This is a genomic window from Pyrococcus kukulkanii, assembly GCF_041647995.1.
Taxonomy (GTDB): domain Archaea; phylum Methanobacteriota_B; class Thermococci; order Thermococcales; family Thermococcaceae; genus Pyrococcus.
In genome coordinates this window covers 294,540-311,177 of the sequence record NZ_JARRIB010000003.1, presented here as the reverse complement: position 1 = coordinate 311,177, position 16,638 = coordinate 294,540, and the positions used below count along the sequence as shown (strand labels likewise).

Here is a 16,638-nt window from a genome sequence, read left to right as displayed (position 1 = left end):
CCACAAAGGGGGTGATAATATGCCAAAGTTCGATGTTTCAAAATCCGATTTGGAAAGGCTCATAGGAAGGGAGTTCAGCATCGAGGAGTGGGAAGACTTAGTTTTATATGCAAAGTGTGAGCTTGACGATGTTTGGGAAGAGAATGGAAAGGTTTACTTCAAGCTTGATTCAAAGGACACGAACAGACCCGACCTGTGGAGTGCGGAGGGTGTTGCTAGGCAGATAAGATTTGCCCTAGGCATCCAGAAGGGGCTTCCTGAGTACAAAGTTGAGAAGAGCGACGTTGTAGTTTACGTTGATGAAAAGCTCAAGGATGTAAGGCCGTACGGTGTTTACGCCATAGTGGAGGGACTGGAGTTTGACGAAGATTCACTGAGTCAACTAATCCAACTCCAGGAGAAGGTAGCCTTAACCTTTGGGAGGAGGAGAAGGGAAGTAGCGATAGGAGTCTTTGACTTTGACAAAGTTAAGCCCCCAATTTATTACAGGGCCGCAGAGAGGAGTGAGAAGTTTGTCCCCCTGGGGTTCACTGAGGAGCTAACCCTTGAAGAAGTCTTGGAGAAGCACGAGAAAGGTAAGGAGTATGGGCACTTAATCAGGGGCAAACCCTATTATCCATTACTTGTTGATTCCAAAGGGAACGTTCTCTCAATGCCCCCGATAATAAACTCGGAGTATACGGGAAGGGTAACTGAAGAAACTAAGAATGTTTTCATAGATGTTACTGGATGGGATCTAAAGAAGATAATGCTGGCCTTAAACGTTATGGTAACAGCATTGGCGGAGAGAGGAGGAAGGATCAAGAGCGTTAAAGTTGTATACAAGGACTTCGAGATAGAAACCCCGGACTTAACCCCGAGAGAGTTCGAAGTTGACCTTAGTTACATAAGGAAGCTCTCCGGTCTTGATTTGAAGGATGAGGAGATAAAGGAGCTCCTCAGGAGGATGATGTACTCTGTGGAAATCGAGGGCGGAAAGGCCAAGCTTAAGTATCCGGCGTTCAGAGATGACATAATGCATGCTAGGGACGTCCTGGAGGATGTTCTCATAGCCTACGGCTACAATAACATAGAGCCGGAGGAACCAAAGCTGGCGGTTCAGGGAAGAGGAGATCCCTTTAAGGACTTCGAAGATGCAATAAGGGATTTAATGGTCGGCTTTGGCTTACAGGAGATCATGACGTTCAACTTAACTAATAAGGAAGTTCAGTTCACAAAGATGAACATTCCAGAGGAAGACATAGTCGAGATAGCAAATCCAATAAGCCAGAAGTGGAGTGCACTAAGGAAGTGGCTCCTTCCAAGCTTAATGGAGTTCCTAAGCAACAACACTCATGTGGAGTATCCACAAAGGATCTTTGAGGTTGGGCTCGCGACACTCATTGACGAATCGAGGGAAACTAAAACCATTAGCGAGCCAAAGCTAGCGGTAGCCCTTGCGGGAACCGGCTATACCTTTACAAATGCAAAGGAAATACTTGACTCACTTATGAGACACTTAGGGATTGAGTATGAGATAGAGGAGACGGAGCACGGAAGCTTTATCCCAGGAAGGGTCGGTAAAATCCTGGTCAACGGAAAGGAAATAGGGATTATAGGGGAGATTCATCCACAAGTTCTTGAGAACTGGAATATTGAAGTGCCCGTAGTTGCCTTCGAGCTGTTTCTGAGACCTCTGTATCGCTCTTGATATATTTTCCATTATTGTGCTCATTATTTCAAAGTTCTCTAGGTTCATTATCAACTCTATGTCCATGGCTACCTCCCGCATATGTTGCAGAAGTGGTATCCTATAAACATTTGGCAAACAATGTTGAAAAAAGGTCAAAAAACATTACGTATGTAAAGGCATTATTTTAACATGAAAACAACTTTTCCAGTTTTGCCAGCTCTCATTAACTCAAAGGCTTCCTCAAACTTATCAAATCCCTTGTACTTATGGGTAATAATTGGGTCAAGGTTGAGCTTTCCACTCTGGAGGAGTCTTGAAACGGTGTACCAAGTCTCCCAGAGGTGCCTACCTGTTATTCCATAAACTGTTAGAGCCTTGAATATTATCAGATTGTTGAAGTCTATGCTGACCTTCCCGGGGAATAGACCCAGGAGGGAGACTCTGCCGGCGGGAGTCACTGCTTGGAGACCCTGCTCTAAAGCTTTGGGGGCCCCACTGAATTCGAGGAACACGTCGACACCATTTCCATCAGTTATATCCATTACTTCCTTGACGACATCTTCCTCAAATGGGTTAATGACATAGTCTGCCCCAACTTTCTTTGCCAAATTTCTTCTAAACTCGCTTGGCTCGGAGACTATAACAGGATAAGCTCCGGAAGCCTTAGCCACGGCTACCCCTAACAATCCAAGGGGTCCTGCTCCAGTTATGAGAACACTTTTTCCAGCTATCGGGCCTGCTAAAACGGTGTCAACTGCATTTCCCAGAGGCTCCTGAAGAGTTGCATATTCGGGAGGTATGCTCTTTGGATTCTTCCAGACGTTTTGGGCGGGGATTATTGCGTACTCTGCGAAAACTCCATCAGTATCAACACCAAATATCTTCGTGTTCTGGCAAACGTGGTACTGGCCCCTTCTACAGGCGTAGCACTTCCCACAGACTATGTGGGTCTCAGCTGAAACGTAATCTCCAACTTCAATACCCTCTACCCCAGGACCTACCTCGACTACTTCTCCAGCAACCTCATGACCCATTATTTGAGGTGGCTTTATTCTGGATTGGGCCCACTCATTCCACTCATAGATGTGCAAATCGGTACCACAGATACTTGTTGCCAACACCTTGATGAGAACCTCCCCTGGGCCAGGCTTTGGAACATCAACTTCCACGAGCTCAGCACCGTACTCTGGTTTTGTCTTCATGATAGCCACCATCTTCTCGGGCATGATATTCCCCCCTATCTCGGTTGACATATTATCATATTAAATAGATATTTAAACGATTTATGGAGATAAAATTAGAATCCAATCTTAACCTGAAGGCCAGCCCAGTATACTGCTCCTGCCATAAGGCCTATTAGTACTCCGTACTTTGCTCCCGAGGAGAATTTACCTTCTCTTATAACTCCAATTCCTAAGCCAGTTATAAATCCTTGGATAATTGAGAATAGCCATAAGATAGTTTTAAGCTCCGCCACAGGTATTTGAATGTTCGTTCCCTGGGTTAATGTTACCATAGTGGCTATATTTGATATTATAGCCACGATAAAAGGTCCAACAAAACCTCCAGAAGTTATAAAGAACATCATCTGCATCCCAGTAGAGGCTTTCCTTTCTTTTTTGATCCTTAGTACCTCCCTAACGTCATTGCCAACAGCAATAAGAACATCTGCCATTGGGGCACCTCTTTCCAACGCTTCAATTACTATCATCATTGCCCTATAAATTACGAGGGATTTTCTGTTTCTAAGTGCAAATGCCCTTAGTGCATCTACCGTTGGTCTACCCCTTTTTATCTCAGCGACAGTTCTCTTAAATTCCTCTGTTAGGGCTCCAAATTTAGTTGTAGTAAGCTCTCCTAAAGCCTCAGAAAAAGAAACACCTGCTCTTAAAGAACCGGCTAAGTAAAAAAGAGCATCAGGAAGAGTCCTTTCCATCTCTTCTATTCTCCTAGAAATTTTGAAGTGTGGATAAACATAAGCAAACCCTATAAATCCAACAAATGTTCCTATTGCAAATTGGGTAATAGAACCAGATAATATCAGTAATGTGGCTCCGACTATAAGACCTAACATAATAGAGACTCCCAAGTATTCTGGAGCCTTAAAGTCTATCCCTGCCGAATACAGGAGGAGATCATATTTCTTTAGAACTTTCTTAGGAATTACTCGCTCTATAAACTTGACCAGTAAACTGCCTATTGGGCTTTCCTTTTTGGCCATATGCTCACCTCGGTTCTGCTCTCTTAATCATAACAACAATTATTGTAGAGAGGAGCGGGAAGGCTAATAGCATTAGAACTGCAAGTCCTGAAATTGGGATTATCAGACGTTTAGACAAGAGCGACCCTGCAAGTATTGCCACTATTAGAAGCGTTGGCATAACAACAGACATAAACATGTACACAAATGCTATTCCATTTATTTTCTGAACGTAGTCCATGAGTTTAATTCTATACTCAAATGCAAATTCGTCTGCCATTTTATACAGTATATCTGCAAGGTCTCCTCCAAATTTTATTGCCCTCAATATTTGTTTTACAACCTTGGTGACACTATCAGAAGCCATTCTTTCTTCAAATCTTGAGAGAGCGTCCTCGAAACTAGCTCCTTTGTGCATATCCTGTATGATTAAGTTGAACTCTTCAGAGATCACCCCATAATCTGACTTGGCTACAGAAACCATGGCCTCAGCAATGCCAACACCTGCACTTAGAAGAGAGGCCATGTGTCTAAGGACATAGGGAAGTGCTTTTTCAACATCTTCGACTCTCCTTCTCCATAAGATCTTTGGATAGAACCTCATGTACATAAAGCCCAAGATGAAACCTGCCATTCCAATTAGTATTGATATATCCCATGGAAGGAAAATCACGATAGAAAGAACAAAGCTTATTATTCCAGCTATAATTCCTACTCCAAGCATTAGGGCCACATATTTTTCCTTTGACATTGAGATATTTGCTCTGTATAAGTCTAGTTCCAGACCCTTAATTGACCTGCTGAGAGATTCAACTGGTCCCCTGAAATACTTTAGCACTCCTTCTGCTATTCTCTCTGAGAGAGGCTTTGTTATTACCTTTTCTCTCCACTCTATAGCCTCTTCGATTATTCTCTCCTCTTCCTCCTCTTTTTCCTTTTCAATTTGTTCCCTCATCTGTTTGAGAAGTTCAAGTCTATCCTTAATTGACATTTCTCTCCTGGGAATTTTCCTAATTGGAGCTTCCGTAACTTCTATTGTTTTACCTCCAAGCTTCTCAAGGAATTCTATGAACACAGAAATTATACCCAAAACTCATCACCTCAGATAAATTCCCTAGCTTTTTTACTCGTCTTTATTGTTGTTGCTTCTCTTTCTATTTTCTTAAAGAACTCCTCTTCATCTATGTAGAACTCTCTAATCTGGGCTCCCACTTCGTCTATTCTCCTTATCCCCTTTTCAATCATCCAATCAAGGACGAGTTTCCTTTTTTCTATTTCGTACATTAATTCATCAGGGTGCATTCCAGTATGATATGATAAAGTTTGGAGGAACCTGCTGGGAACTTCTGTTCTTACTAACTCGTCTTTTGCCGGATCATATTTGTAAAGGAAGTTCAACTGAACACTTTCTCCTTCAATTCCAGAGACTTCAGCTATTTCCGTAATTCTCCTTATGGTACCTTTCTTTCTTGTATGATACCTTACCTGCATTATTATTATATCAAGTGCAGGTATCATTATCCTGGGGACATTCATTGGAGGGCTCTCGAGCCTGATTATAGTTTCCCTGGCGGAGTTGGAGTGTATCGTTCCCATGCAGTTTGATACAACTATTCCATTGGCAATGTAGTTGTGGTCATCCTCCACGGTTAGATCGTAAACGTATTCTATGCCCAACTCCCTAGGATCAACTTCCTCAATACTTACGACTTCATCCCAGTAAACATCACCATCTGCTATGAGCTCGAGCCTTTTTGCCTGAACCCAGGAATCTTCATCACCAATGTCTCTAGCAATCTGCTGAAGAGCCAGTGAAATTCCTTTAAGGGCCGATCTCCTAACTTTCTTTATTCTGCCCTTTTCTATATGCCTAATTAAACTCTCCGAGACCTTCTCGCCAGCATAATATGAGGCAAGCTTCGAGAGCTCTGAAACAGTGAGACCTAGCTTCTTCCTGAGAGGTTCGAGCATTACAGGTGAAATCGGCACATGATCAGCTCCCTTTCCGCGGTGGGCCTTATGCTTCTTTATTATCTTCTCAAGCTTCGCTTTCTTCCTTGGATGTCTGAGTGGGATGTAAGTATAGAATCTAACTAAGTTCTCAACTCCCCTTACGATAACCCGGAAGATCACGTCCTCCTTGTAACCTCTGTTCTTTACACGAGAAACCGTGCTTATTATTCCGAGCCTCTGGAGAGCATACCAGACCTTTCTCGCGAGGTTCTCACTCTTGGTCGTCAGGACAACCGCTGGGCCCTTTTCATCTATGTAGGCGTCGGCGTCAAAAAGGCCTGCTATGAAGTGCCTCAGCAGGTCATCGTTCGAGAGCACTAAATCGGGAACGTCAACAGCATCCTCCCTTCCTTTTGGTATTCCAAAGGCCCTATGTAGGAATTCGGCGAAAGGCTTTGAGCCGTATGTTACAACGGTATATCCGGATTCACGCTTAACCTGGGGCTCGCTCTCTGGAAGGAACTCCTGAACTGCAGAGGTGAACGCTTCCATGTAAGATTCGTCATCGAATGTAGCTGAGATATAGTAACCGTTTGAAGAGATGTAGCCATTTCCGAGGAGGACCCCAACTATGTAGGAAAGATTCGCATTTACCTCGCGGACGATCTTTACAGGCTTTGAGTTTATTGAAAGGAGATACTGGGCCATCTCCGGAGGAACGCCATCATTTGGAACCTTCGCGAGGCCATTTCCATTGGGGACGAGATAGTAGTCACTTATTCCCGCGTAAATCTCTGGATTAATAATTGCCTTTCTCTGCGGCGGTTTTGGTGGCTTCCTCATTACCGCAACTCTATCTCCGGGCTTGAGCTTTTCTGCTTCCTTTCTAACCACGTCACCCTCCGAGAAGACGAAGAATGGGTGGGTCTTGGTAAGGATGACCTCGTTGCCTGTCCTGGTTATCACGCGGATTAACTTTTCTCCTTCCCTAACTTTTCTCCTCCAAATCCTCGAAACAATATGCTTTCTGGCCTTGAGGTCTGGGCCAATGCTTACAACCTCGAACCTGTCTTCTTCGTCGAGAACTACATACTCTAAATCTTTGTAAGTTTCAATCCTATCAGAGTACTTCTTGAATAGTTCTTCGAGCAGATCACCGATCAGAATGAAGCGACCGTCTGAGAGCTGGATAACTGAAAAGTCATAGAGAGCTCCATCATGCCCTGTATTCATTGCCGTGAACATCGTCCTGGCCTCTGGACCACGAACTTCGCCGACTATAATTCTGTCAGGACGCATTCTTAGCGTGTTCTTGACGAGGTCGTCCATTGTGATTTCTCCTTTGCCTTCAACATTTGGTGGCCTCGTTTCAAGCCTTACCCAATGCTCTATTGGGAGCTGTAGCTCGGCAGTATCTTCTATGCTTATGACCCTCTCGCTTGGTGGGATAAACATTGCTAGCGAGTTAAGGGTTGTGGTCTTACCTGAACCAGTTCCACCTGCAACTAGAATATTTGCCGGCTTAACACCGAGACCATCGACAAGTAACCAGAGAAACGCAGCGACTTCCGAGTTTAAAGTTCCATATTTTATCAAGTCTATAATAGTCAGAGGATCTTTCTTGAACTTTCTTATCGTCAGCGTTGGCCCATCCAGGCTTATTGGAGGTAGTGTTGCGTTAACTCTGCTACCATCAGGAAGCCTGGCGTCAAGGAGTGGGTTCTGTTGATCGATTCTCCTCCCAACCTCCCTGGCGATCCTTTCAATTATATTTAATATCTCCCTCTCGTTCTCAAATACAATGTTTGTCTTACACATGCCAAAACGTCTATGCCAAACGTACACTGGCCTGTTAGTTCCAATGACCATGATTTCTTCAAGATTGTCATCTCTTACAAGGGGATCAAGTTTCCCATATCCTATCATGTTTTGAACAACTAATTCTGCTAGGAGTTCAACTCTTCCTTCGGAAAGAGTTGGAGCCATTTCTTTTACCATTCTTCTGACTTCTCTCATAAATACTCTCCTTCTTTCTTCAAAATTAGGTATTGTTTCAGGATCAATCTGAATTTCAACAATTGCTCTATCTCTAACCATCTTGAGTAGCTTCTCCTCTTCTTTGCTTAGCTTGGGAAGGTTAATTTCATATATTGGAACTGCCTCCCCCTTAACCCTTAGAACCCTTATATTACCGTAAACATCAAGAACTTTAACCTCTCCAATATATTCGGTGGGTTTGCCACCTGCCGAAAGGATATCTTGCAGGCTTATTGTTGGTTTTTCCTCAGTTTTTCTAATTGGTGCTTCAGGTCTTTTGAGGATATCTTCTAGTTTAGGAGCTCCCTGATCTTTTAGGAACGCCAGGGGAAGAGGTGGCTTTTCTTCTGGCTTCTTAGTTTCGGGTGGTGGGGCTTGCTTTCCAGCTAGGATATCGCCTAACGAAAATGACTTTGCTGTCTCTTTTTTATCGGTACCCTCTTCAGCAACCCTTCCCTTCTTCAATATAGCTTCCAATGTGAGATTATCACTACTTAATATCTCATCAATCCAAGATTTCTTCTTTTTTTCTTCTACCAATAACGCTCACCCCTTATTTATCCCCCACTTAAACTTGTACGTAATTTCAAGGGTGGAATTATCTCCCAACCATACTATCCATATTGGATATTCAATTTTTACCGGCTTAACGTCTTTTACCCTTGAAATTTCAAACTTTGAAGTTAGGAGATCATTAGTTATATCGTACAACACTGTTTCACCTTTTGAATTACTAGGAGGAGAAAGTGTTTTTGGAGCCTTTAGTTTCCAAAAACTCTTAACGTATTCTAAATATTCACTATAGTCCATTGTTGGGGATGGAGAGTATCCATATATTTCAGCGTTAGGGAATAATATAGGAGGGGCAACTGCAAAAACATCTCTTGTTGGCAGATCAAGGGTAGTATTATGGGTTATTTTAAATTTAACAGTCCCTTCATAACTATACATGATCACATTGAAGTCCTTTACATTAAATAAGGCCTCTGGATATAGGTAGATGGGGTTATTTAGGAGCTGAGGGTACAAAACATCACAGAAAGGGGTTGCATAAAACCCTACAGGTACGTTAATTCTAAGGTCGTGATCTTCCACATATGCATACCCAGTACATTGAGGTTGATAATAATCGTATAAGGGAACTGGAATTTTGTCAACCTCATTAATAAAGAACCTAATCTTAAGAACTTCATGAGGGTATATCCAGAAACCTGGCCTATAATTTAATAGGGTTTTTGCAGGGTTGCCTATGATTGAAGCACCAGTGCTATTGTGATGTAAGAACTCAGTTCTATTTTCCCTAATAACCTCAAATTGGTATCTCGGATTAACCATTATGTACTTTGGAGCATCATCTAAATTAACAAGAGTTACATTAAGCTCCAGTTCTACTGTTCCTGTAAGGTAAATATTGTTATTTTCTGTTACTTCAAATTGTGCTAAAGTAAGAGCTGGAACAAAAGCAAAGACAAGTACTATAACAAGGAAAACAAGTCCCTTATTGCTTCTCATGTACCTCTCACCCCGATATCTTGGTGATTACAATGTAATTTTCTGACTTCAATATTTCAGAAACGAATTCGGCGGGAACTTCGACTATTACAAGCACTCTAGTGTTTTCATCCAATGCCAGTAGGTTAGATGCCTCTTCAAGGTTAAGCACTTTCCATCCATATTTCTCTAGCTTCTTCTGCACTTCTGCAGGATTAGTTATCTTTCCAGCAGCTATTGCCTTAAGGATTTCCGCTAAATTTACTGAATATTGATAACTCGCTGAGAGAGTTTCACTACTCCCCTGTTGAACTGAAGTTTGGCTCTGTGTGGTTTGGGATACTTGGTACGGGGTTTCTCCTGGGGTGTAATTAGTACTCGAAGATTCTTGGGTAAGCGTTGATGATGTTGAAGACCAAGAGTTTGTCTTGGATTGAGATTCAGACACTTGGATTTGGCCGGCGTCAAAAAGAACTAACACCACATAACCCTCGGGTACTAGCCTCTTACCAGTTCTTTTATCATATATTTGAATCTTATCCCCAGGTTCCAAGAACCCACCATTAACGTCCTTTCTGCTTAAAACAAGAGCAAGTTGAACTAGCTGAACCTCTTTAATCTGATATTGAAGCAAGTCTGTAAGCGTTTCAGTTTTACTTATTACCTCCTTAGCCTCTGATTTTGTATAGATATTTGTGATATTTCCCTTCGCTAGGATAACCTTAGTCCCAGGAATTGAATCGATTCTATAAAGGTAGACTTTTTTCCATAAGTCCAAGAGATAAGGGGTTGGATCTATTTCCATAACATCCTCCTTCGTCTTTGCCCTATCTACCTGTGAGAGTAGCGCGTTCATTGTATCAATGATATCTTCCCTAAGTTTATCAGGAACTTGGACATGAAGTAGTGGATCAAACGCTATCCTTATGTTAGTTTTCGTCTGGTTTTTCAATTCTGCCAGTTCTTTAGCTAATCTCTCTTCTTCGGCTCTCTTTTTAGCTTCCTGTAAGGCTTTCCATCTCTCCTCACAAATCTTTTTTACATCTATTTTACTTAATTCTTCTATGCTTTTTGCTGCCATTATAGCGTTTATTAGTTGGATTTTAGCTGTGTCATTAGCTAATTCTCCCTTAAAGCATGCATTAACCTCCGCAATTTTATTTTTCTTTGCATTTTCAAGCTCTTTTGCAGCCTTATTTTCTAAATACATATAGATACTAACGATGGCCCCGACAATAATGATCGATAAGACAAGGGCACCAATAATGATCCTTTTTTTCCTTTCTTTCTCTCTCAACATGCCAATTCTGGAGACCCTTCTCCTGGGAGGTTTTGGCGGAGCAGGGGCAGGTTGTTCCTCACTCTCACTTACGGCTCTACCTAATTCTCTGAGCCTTCTTATCTTCGCCTCAATATCCTCGGCCACCGTTGACACCACCTGAGGTTATCGTAATAGGTATTAATGATATCACTACATATTCATGACAGCACAAATGCTTATTTATATTTCGGCCCTATAATTTTTATTCCAAAGTTTTTAAACATGTTTTAAGGTGTAAGCTATGGAGAGGCTAGTAGCAAAAGTCGTTAAGATTAGAGGAAAGTGTCCAGTCTTTAAATTGGGAGATAAGATAGTTATAGAGGGACCTAAAGTGGTACTAGAGGAGACGGACGCTATATGCACCCATGCATTTGCTTCGTTGCTTCCTTACATAGTTGCATTAAGGAAAGGAATTAAACCGCATGAACTTGGATTGGGAAAGGGCGAAAAAGCGTACGTTCAGTGCTTAGACCCTGGCCCTCCATATACTGATGGTGGAACTGTGATATTTGAGATAACGGTGATCAGAGATGAAGCAGAAAAAAGCTTGGAGGGTAGTCAAGGAAGTAATAAAAGAAGCCGATATCATACTGGAAGTTGTTGATGCTAGGGATCCAATAGGAACAAGAAACAGGAAATTAGAAAAGATGATTATTGAAAGTGGTAAGAAATTGCTAATTGTAATGAACAAAGCTGACTTAGTTCCTAAAGAATGGGCGGAAGAATACAAGAAAAAAAGTAAAATCCCAGTAATTTTTATATCGGCAAGAAACAGGAAAGGGACTGGAATTCTTAGGAAAGAGTTGAAGAAAATAGCAAAAGGGATAAACAAAGAGAAAGTAAAAGTTGCTCTGATAGGTTATCCAAATGTTGGTAAGAGCACAATCATCAACGTGCTTAAGGGCAAACATGCAGTTGGAACGGCCCCTATCCCAGGATATACAAAAGGCAAACAACTAATTAGACTAACAAAAAGACTATGGCTATTGGACACACCAGGAGTTGTTCCAATAGATGACTTCGATGAACTCGTGATAAAGGGAGGATTTCCAGCAGATAAAATTAGAGATCCTGTTTCACCGGCATTAAAGCTCATAAGGAGGATTCTAGAGACAAGAAAGGAAGCATTGACTGAAAAATTCGGAATAAGGGAGTTTAAAAATGAAGAAGACATTTTAAGGAAAATTGGAGAAAGGAGAGGATTGTTCAGAGAAGGAGGTGAAGTTGACATAGAAGAAACAGCTAGATGGTTCCTTAGAGAATGGCAAACAGGGAGATTCACACTCTTTAGCTTAGAGCCTGAAAAGAAAGAAGAGTACATACAGAGCTTTGATGAGATACTTGAGAAGATACAGAAAGAGGGATTAACCGAACCAAGAATTATTTTATGGAAATTTAAAGAAGAACTCTGGGAATACCTGGGAAAGGAAAAAAGATTTGGAATGATTAAAGTAGGAGATTTCATAGTCGCAATAGCGACAGGCTTTAAAAAGTGTCCAAATGCCGTAAAGTTTGTAGAGAAGATTACGGAGAAAAATGTTCTCACAAGTGAGTGTTTTGGAAAGAAATGGAAAGGAGTAGTAGCTGTACTGGAGGCTTAAAATCATGGAGATAATAGCAACTACAGCTCAAGGCATCGAAGACATAACTAAAAGAGAAGTGGAAAAGATACTCTCGAAATTCAATGTTACCCATAAAGTAAAAGAAAGACCTTTGGGAATAACAGGGAGAATATTCATAAGAGCAGAAGAAAAATGGTACGTAGACGAGAAGGGACGGAAAAGACAACTAAGCATACCAGAAATTCTGATTGAAAATTCTCGAACAATACATAGAGTTATGGTTTTACTGTACATGGGGCATGCTAAATCCTTGGAAGATATAGAAGAGGCCACAAGCCAGGTAGAGGTTGAAGAGTACTTGAAAAGGAAAGAAAGCTTTGCAGTTAGAGCGGAACGTCTTGGGGAACATGAATTTACAAGCATTGATATAGCAAAAGTCGTTGGAAAAATCATTCAAAATAAAACTGATGCAATTGTGAACTTAGATTATCCTTCCGTAATATTCAGGGCTGAACTTATTGGAAGAACTTTTATCTTGGGGATAGATGTTACGGGGGATCATTCTCTCCACAGAAGACCATGGCGTGTCTATGATCACCCAGCTCACCTAAAGGCAAGCATTGCAAACGCATTAATTGAGTTAGCAGAACCTGAAGGCACATTTATAGATCCATTCTGTGGCTCTGGAACGATACCTATAGAGCTAGCACTGAGGGGATATGAAGATAGGATAATATGCCTTGAGAAATTTAAAAAGCATCTAATTGGAGCAAAAATGAACGCCCTTTCAGCAGGCGTTTACAACAAAATTGAATTTATCTTGGGTGATGCAACCAAGCTCAGCTCGTACGTTGATAGTATTAATACCGTCGTAAGCAATCTCCCGTATGGCCTGAAGATAGGTAGGAAAAGCATGATCCCAGAGCTCTATATGAAGTTCTTCTCTGAGCTGGCAAAGGTTCTTGATGGGAGAGGGGTCTTCATAACAACTGAAAAGAGGGAAATTGAAAGGGCTATAGAGGAGAACGGTTTCAGAGTTGTTCACCATAGGATCATAGGACACGGAGGGTTAAATGTTCACTGCTACGTAGTCAAGTAGCTTCAGCTTCCTCACTCCCTATTGGCAGTAGTCTGGTTGTTATATAAATCACTATTGGAAGGATTATGAATGCCATTAAATCTCCAGTATCTCCTGCAATTCCAAGCACACTGACGAAGTCCCCCATTCCCAAGAGGTACACTACCAGAGGAGGAACAACGGTAAGGGTGAAGGCAACATTCCTAGGAAGCTTAAGGAATTCTTGGAGGTTGCTTAACTGGGCAAGGGCTATACCTATGTAGCTTGTTGTGATAGCAAAGAGGGGGATGAGATTGCCCACTATATTCCCAAAGCTACCGTACAGTGAGGCTAGTGCCTGAGTGGCTATTTGAGGAGTTTCCTTTCCAAACACTATTAGGAAGGATGTCATAAACAGTGCATACACAGCTGTTGGTATTAGGAATGCTAACAAGACAATCTTCTTCATTTCTCTATAGTTGCCCAAGGATTTGTAGACATCGGGAATTATACTGTGGCACCCTAGGGCAAATATCGAAACTCCTATGATTTTCCAAAGGCCCTCACGGTTGAAGTACATCGCCTTATGAATATCACCCTTCGGTAGCAGTAGGATTGCCACAAGAAGAAAGAGCACCAACATAGCCAAGCTCATTGCGAGTTCACTCTTCCCGCTCATTTCTATCCCAACGTACACTATCAAGCTCGCAAAGAGCCAGAACAGCACTGCACCGAGCTTCTCATTAATCCCAAAGAGTCCATTTAGAACTCCACCCATCCCTGAGATGTAGGCGAGTAGAGCTCCAAAGCTCATTATAGTAATGCTGATAAGCATTATCCACCCACCGGGCTTACCTAGCACTCTCTGAGCTATTGTGCTCATTTGGGCCCCATTCATCTTCGCGGAGAGGTCAAGGACTATATAAGCCGTGAACAGCATGAGAAGCATTACTCCAATTAAAACTGCTAAAGCAGGAACTAACCCAACTTCGCTCGCTGCATAGGGTAAACCTAAAACTCCCGCCCCAATTTGCGTTCCTACTAATATAGCAAGAGCTTCGCTCTTCTTCATGGTCACCACCAAATATTGATAGTTTTTCGGAGATAATATAGATTGCTATATGTAAAATATAAACTTCACTGATTGCAAGAAAACGATCAAATGCATACTTGAGCACAATTATACAAAAAAGTGTAGAAGTGAGTTCACGTGAAAAATAATTTTACCGAAAATTTTTAACAAAGTATGGAGCCCTCAGCTACCACATCCTCCTTATTCCTTCTATCCAAGTTTCTATTTTATTCCTATACCCTTGCAGTTAGTGGCCCAACACCAGAGAGTGCCAGTTGCAATTATATCACCAGCCAAAGTCATAACTGAGGTCATGTACTCCACCTATTGGCTTTTTAGAACTCCCTCCTCACTCCATCTCTTTTGCGTGCTTGACGTAATTTTTTGTAAGGCGATTACATTTTCTTTTGAAAGTCTCACCCTTTAGAGCGGGGAGGAGGTTAGATGAAATAATAGTCTGGTCTCCTGTCCTTGAATATATCGTTAAGCTCGTTGAGCCTTTTGTTCCTCGCAATGCTTAGGTCTATATCGACAACCCCAACCTCTTCCTCAGTTTCAGAAGCCATGGCAAGGATTTCCGCTCTGGGAGAGGCTATTAGGCTCTTGCCAATGAACTTAAGACCCCTCTCTTCGCCAACCCTGTCGGCAGTTATTGTGTACACTCTATTTTCTAGTGCCCTAATGGGCATGGCCCTTGGGGCATAGGGCATTACCAGGTTAGCGGGATGTGCTATGACATCTGCCCCTTTCAGCGCAAGTGTTCGAGCAGATTCGGGAAAGAACCAGTCGAAACATATCATGACTCCTACCTTTAAGAAGCCGAGATCAAACACTCGAAATCCGAGATTCCCGGGCTCGAAAAAGTACTTTTCCCGATAAAACAAGTGAACTTTCCTATATTTTCCAAGATATCCTCTTGGACCAACCACGACTGCAGAATTGTATAGATTCCTTCCATCTTTCTCTGCAGTACCAGCTATAATATATATCTCCAGATCCCAGGCAACATCCATGAGAAAACTTGTAGTTTCTCCCTCAGGAATTGGCTGGGCAACTTCAAAAACCTCCTCTCTAGTCTCAAAGTTGTATCCAGTGTCAAACAATTCAGGCAATACGACTAATTGGGCTCCTAATTTCTTTGCCTCTCTTATTAGTTTCTCGGCCTTGGAGTAGTTCTTATCGAGGGATAAAAGCTCAGGATTCATTTGGACAAACCCAACCTTAACCATGTTCTCACCGAAAGAGCTTACAACAAATGTTCTAATTAAGGTTTGTGGATTTGTGCTTTCGGATATTGTGGATCTTTCGACAAGATGACATCGTTAAATTAAACCATTCCGTAAAATAATGGCATTATATATCGCATTCTATTATCTCAGGCATTTAAGCCATTATTTCGTCAAAAAACGTTAAATAATTTCGCTTTACATTTGCATTAATAAAACTTAAAAATTAAGCCTCCTGGGCTAGAAATGAGAGAATAAGGGGGTGACGTTCATGAAGAGGAGACCAAGGAAATGGAAAAAGAAGGGTAGGATGAGGTGGAAGTGGATCAAGAAGAGAATTAGAAGATTAAAGAGGCAGAGAAAGAAAGAGAGAGGGCTAATCTAACATGGAGCTTTTCTTATATTCTTTTGAATTTGAAAGCCCTCAAGGCAAAACCCTTATTTTTGCGGATCCTCACCTCGGATTTGAGCCATTTAGGGGGATAAACGTCAGGAGTAGGTTTGAGAGGAAACTTGCGAAATTCATAATTTCTGAGGATCCTGATCTCGTTATTATCCTTGGGGATGTCAAAGAAGATCTGAGCCTTAGAGAGTACACGCGGAGAGTACTGCTAGAGTTTTTCAGCATGCTGAAAGATTACAGGATCATAATAACGAAAGGAAACCACGACGGTAGGATTGAGGAGGTAACGGAAAAGTTCGATAATGTATCTGTCGTTGAGTACTACTTGCTAAATGAGACACTTTTTATGCATGGTCATAGATCCCTACCGGATGTGAAGTTCAAGAGGGCCTTCCTGGGACATATCCATCCAACTGCAATTATTTCTCTGAGAGGAGTTAAGAGAAGAGTAAAGTGCTTTGTTAAAGCTGGGAATTTTATAATCCTACCTACGATAAACCCATTCTTCGAGGGAATGGATATAAGGGAAGGAATAAGACTGATTCCGTTCCTTAGGGATGTAAAGGTTGTAGACTTGTTGATTCCTCCATCTATCCACATAAACGGATATTCTATATAGAGTATTTGTTAGTCTATATTTTATT

General features: G+C 41.7%; 13 protein-coding genes. 5 read left to right on the top strand and 8 right to left on the bottom strand.

The features are described from left to right. Window positions 1-19 precede the first annotated feature (19 nt). Window positions 20-1,690, top strand: coding sequence for a phenylalanine--tRNA ligase subunit beta (gene pheT / locus P8X24_RS07900; RefSeq protein ID WP_372915136.1), 1,671 nt, complete (start codon window positions 20-22; stop codon window positions 1,688-1,690). Between the two features lie 161 nt (window positions 1,691-1,851). Here the strand turns inward: pheT and tdh are convergent, their stop codons facing one another. From tdh to P8X24_RS07870, 6 genes are all read right to left on the bottom strand, one after another. After that, window positions 1,852-2,898, bottom strand: coding sequence for an L-threonine 3-dehydrogenase (gene tdh / locus P8X24_RS07895; protein ID WP_372915134.1), 1,047 nt, complete (start codon window positions 2,896-2,898; stop codon window positions 1,852-1,854). Between the two features lie 71 nt (window positions 2,899-2,969). Next, window positions 2,970-3,893 (bottom strand): type II secretion system F family protein, encoded by a 924-nt coding sequence (locus P8X24_RS07890; protein ID WP_372915132.1) that lies wholly within the window; start codon window positions 3,891-3,893, stop codon window positions 2,970-2,972. Window positions 3,894-3,897: 4 nt separating this feature from the next. Then, complete coding sequence (locus tag P8X24_RS07885) at window positions 3,898-4,962, bottom strand: type II secretion system F family protein (protein ID WP_372915130.1); 1,065 nt, start codon at window positions 4,960-4,962, stop codon at window positions 3,898-3,900. An 11-nt stretch (window positions 4,963-4,973) separates the two neighbouring features. Further along, on the bottom strand, window positions 4,974-8,402 hold the full coding sequence (locus P8X24_RS07880) for an ATPase, T2SS/T4P/T4SS family (RefSeq protein WP_372915128.1): 3,429 nt from the start codon (window positions 8,400-8,402) through the stop codon (window positions 4,974-4,976). 6 nt (window positions 8,403-8,408) lie between these two features. Continuing rightward, the gene (locus P8X24_RS07875) at window positions 8,409-9,374 is read right to left on the bottom strand and encodes a hypothetical protein (protein WP_372915126.1); all 966 of its coding nucleotides are present in this window, start codon (window positions 9,372-9,374) and stop codon (window positions 8,409-8,411) included. Window positions 9,375-9,381: 7 nt separating this feature from the next. Next, window positions 9,382-10,779, bottom strand: coding sequence for a DUF515 domain-containing protein (locus tag P8X24_RS07870; RefSeq protein ID WP_372915124.1), 1,398 nt, complete (start codon window positions 10,777-10,779; stop codon window positions 9,382-9,384). A gap of 136 nt (window positions 10,780-10,915) precedes the next feature. Here P8X24_RS07870 and P8X24_RS07865 point away from each other — a divergent pair, with 136 nt between their 5' ends. Genes P8X24_RS07865 through trm14 form a run of 3 tightly spaced genes read left to right on the top strand, consistent with a single transcriptional unit; the run spans window position 10,916 to window position 13,335 of the window. Further along, window positions 10,916-11,278, top strand: coding sequence for a TIGR04076 family protein (locus P8X24_RS07865; RefSeq protein ID WP_372915122.1), 363 nt, complete (start codon window positions 10,916-10,918; stop codon window positions 11,276-11,278). Further along, a complete protein-coding gene (locus P8X24_RS07860; protein WP_372915120.1) occupies window positions 11,205-12,275 on the top strand; it encodes a GTPase in 1,071 nt (356 codons plus the stop codon). Before P8X24_RS07865 ends, P8X24_RS07860 begins: the two co-directional genes overlap by 74 nt. Window positions 12,276-12,279: 4 nt before the next feature. Then, window positions 12,280-13,335 carry a tRNA (guanine(6)-N2)-methyltransferase gene (gene trm14, locus P8X24_RS07855; protein ID WP_372915118.1) on the top strand — a complete coding sequence of 352 codons (1,056 nt, stop codon included), beginning with the start codon at window positions 12,280-12,282 and terminating at the stop codon, window positions 13,333-13,335. On the opposite strand, the gene P8X24_RS07850 is transcribed toward trm14, so the two are convergent. Both P8X24_RS07850 and P8X24_RS07845 read right to left on the bottom strand, forming a co-directional pair. After that, entirely contained in the window at window positions 13,328-14,365 is a 1,038-nt protein-coding gene (locus P8X24_RS07850) for an aromatic amino acid transport family protein (RefSeq protein ID WP_372915116.1), read from the bottom strand. The two genes, trm14 and P8X24_RS07850, sit on opposite strands and share 8 nt — an antisense overlap. 440 nt (window positions 14,366-14,805) lie before the next feature. Beyond that, window positions 14,806-15,594 carry a nitrilase gene (locus tag P8X24_RS07845; RefSeq protein WP_372915114.1) on the bottom strand — a complete coding sequence of 263 codons (789 nt, stop codon included), beginning with the start codon at window positions 15,592-15,594 and terminating at the stop codon, window positions 14,806-14,808. A gap of 383 nt (window positions 15,595-15,977) precedes the next feature. Here P8X24_RS07845 and P8X24_RS07840 point away from each other — a divergent pair, with 383 nt between their 5' ends. Next, window positions 15,978-16,613, top strand: a complete 636-nt coding sequence (locus P8X24_RS07840; protein ID WP_372915112.1) for a metallophosphoesterase — start codon at window positions 15,978-15,980, stop codon at window positions 16,611-16,613. Window positions 16,614-16,638 lie beyond the last annotated feature (25 nt).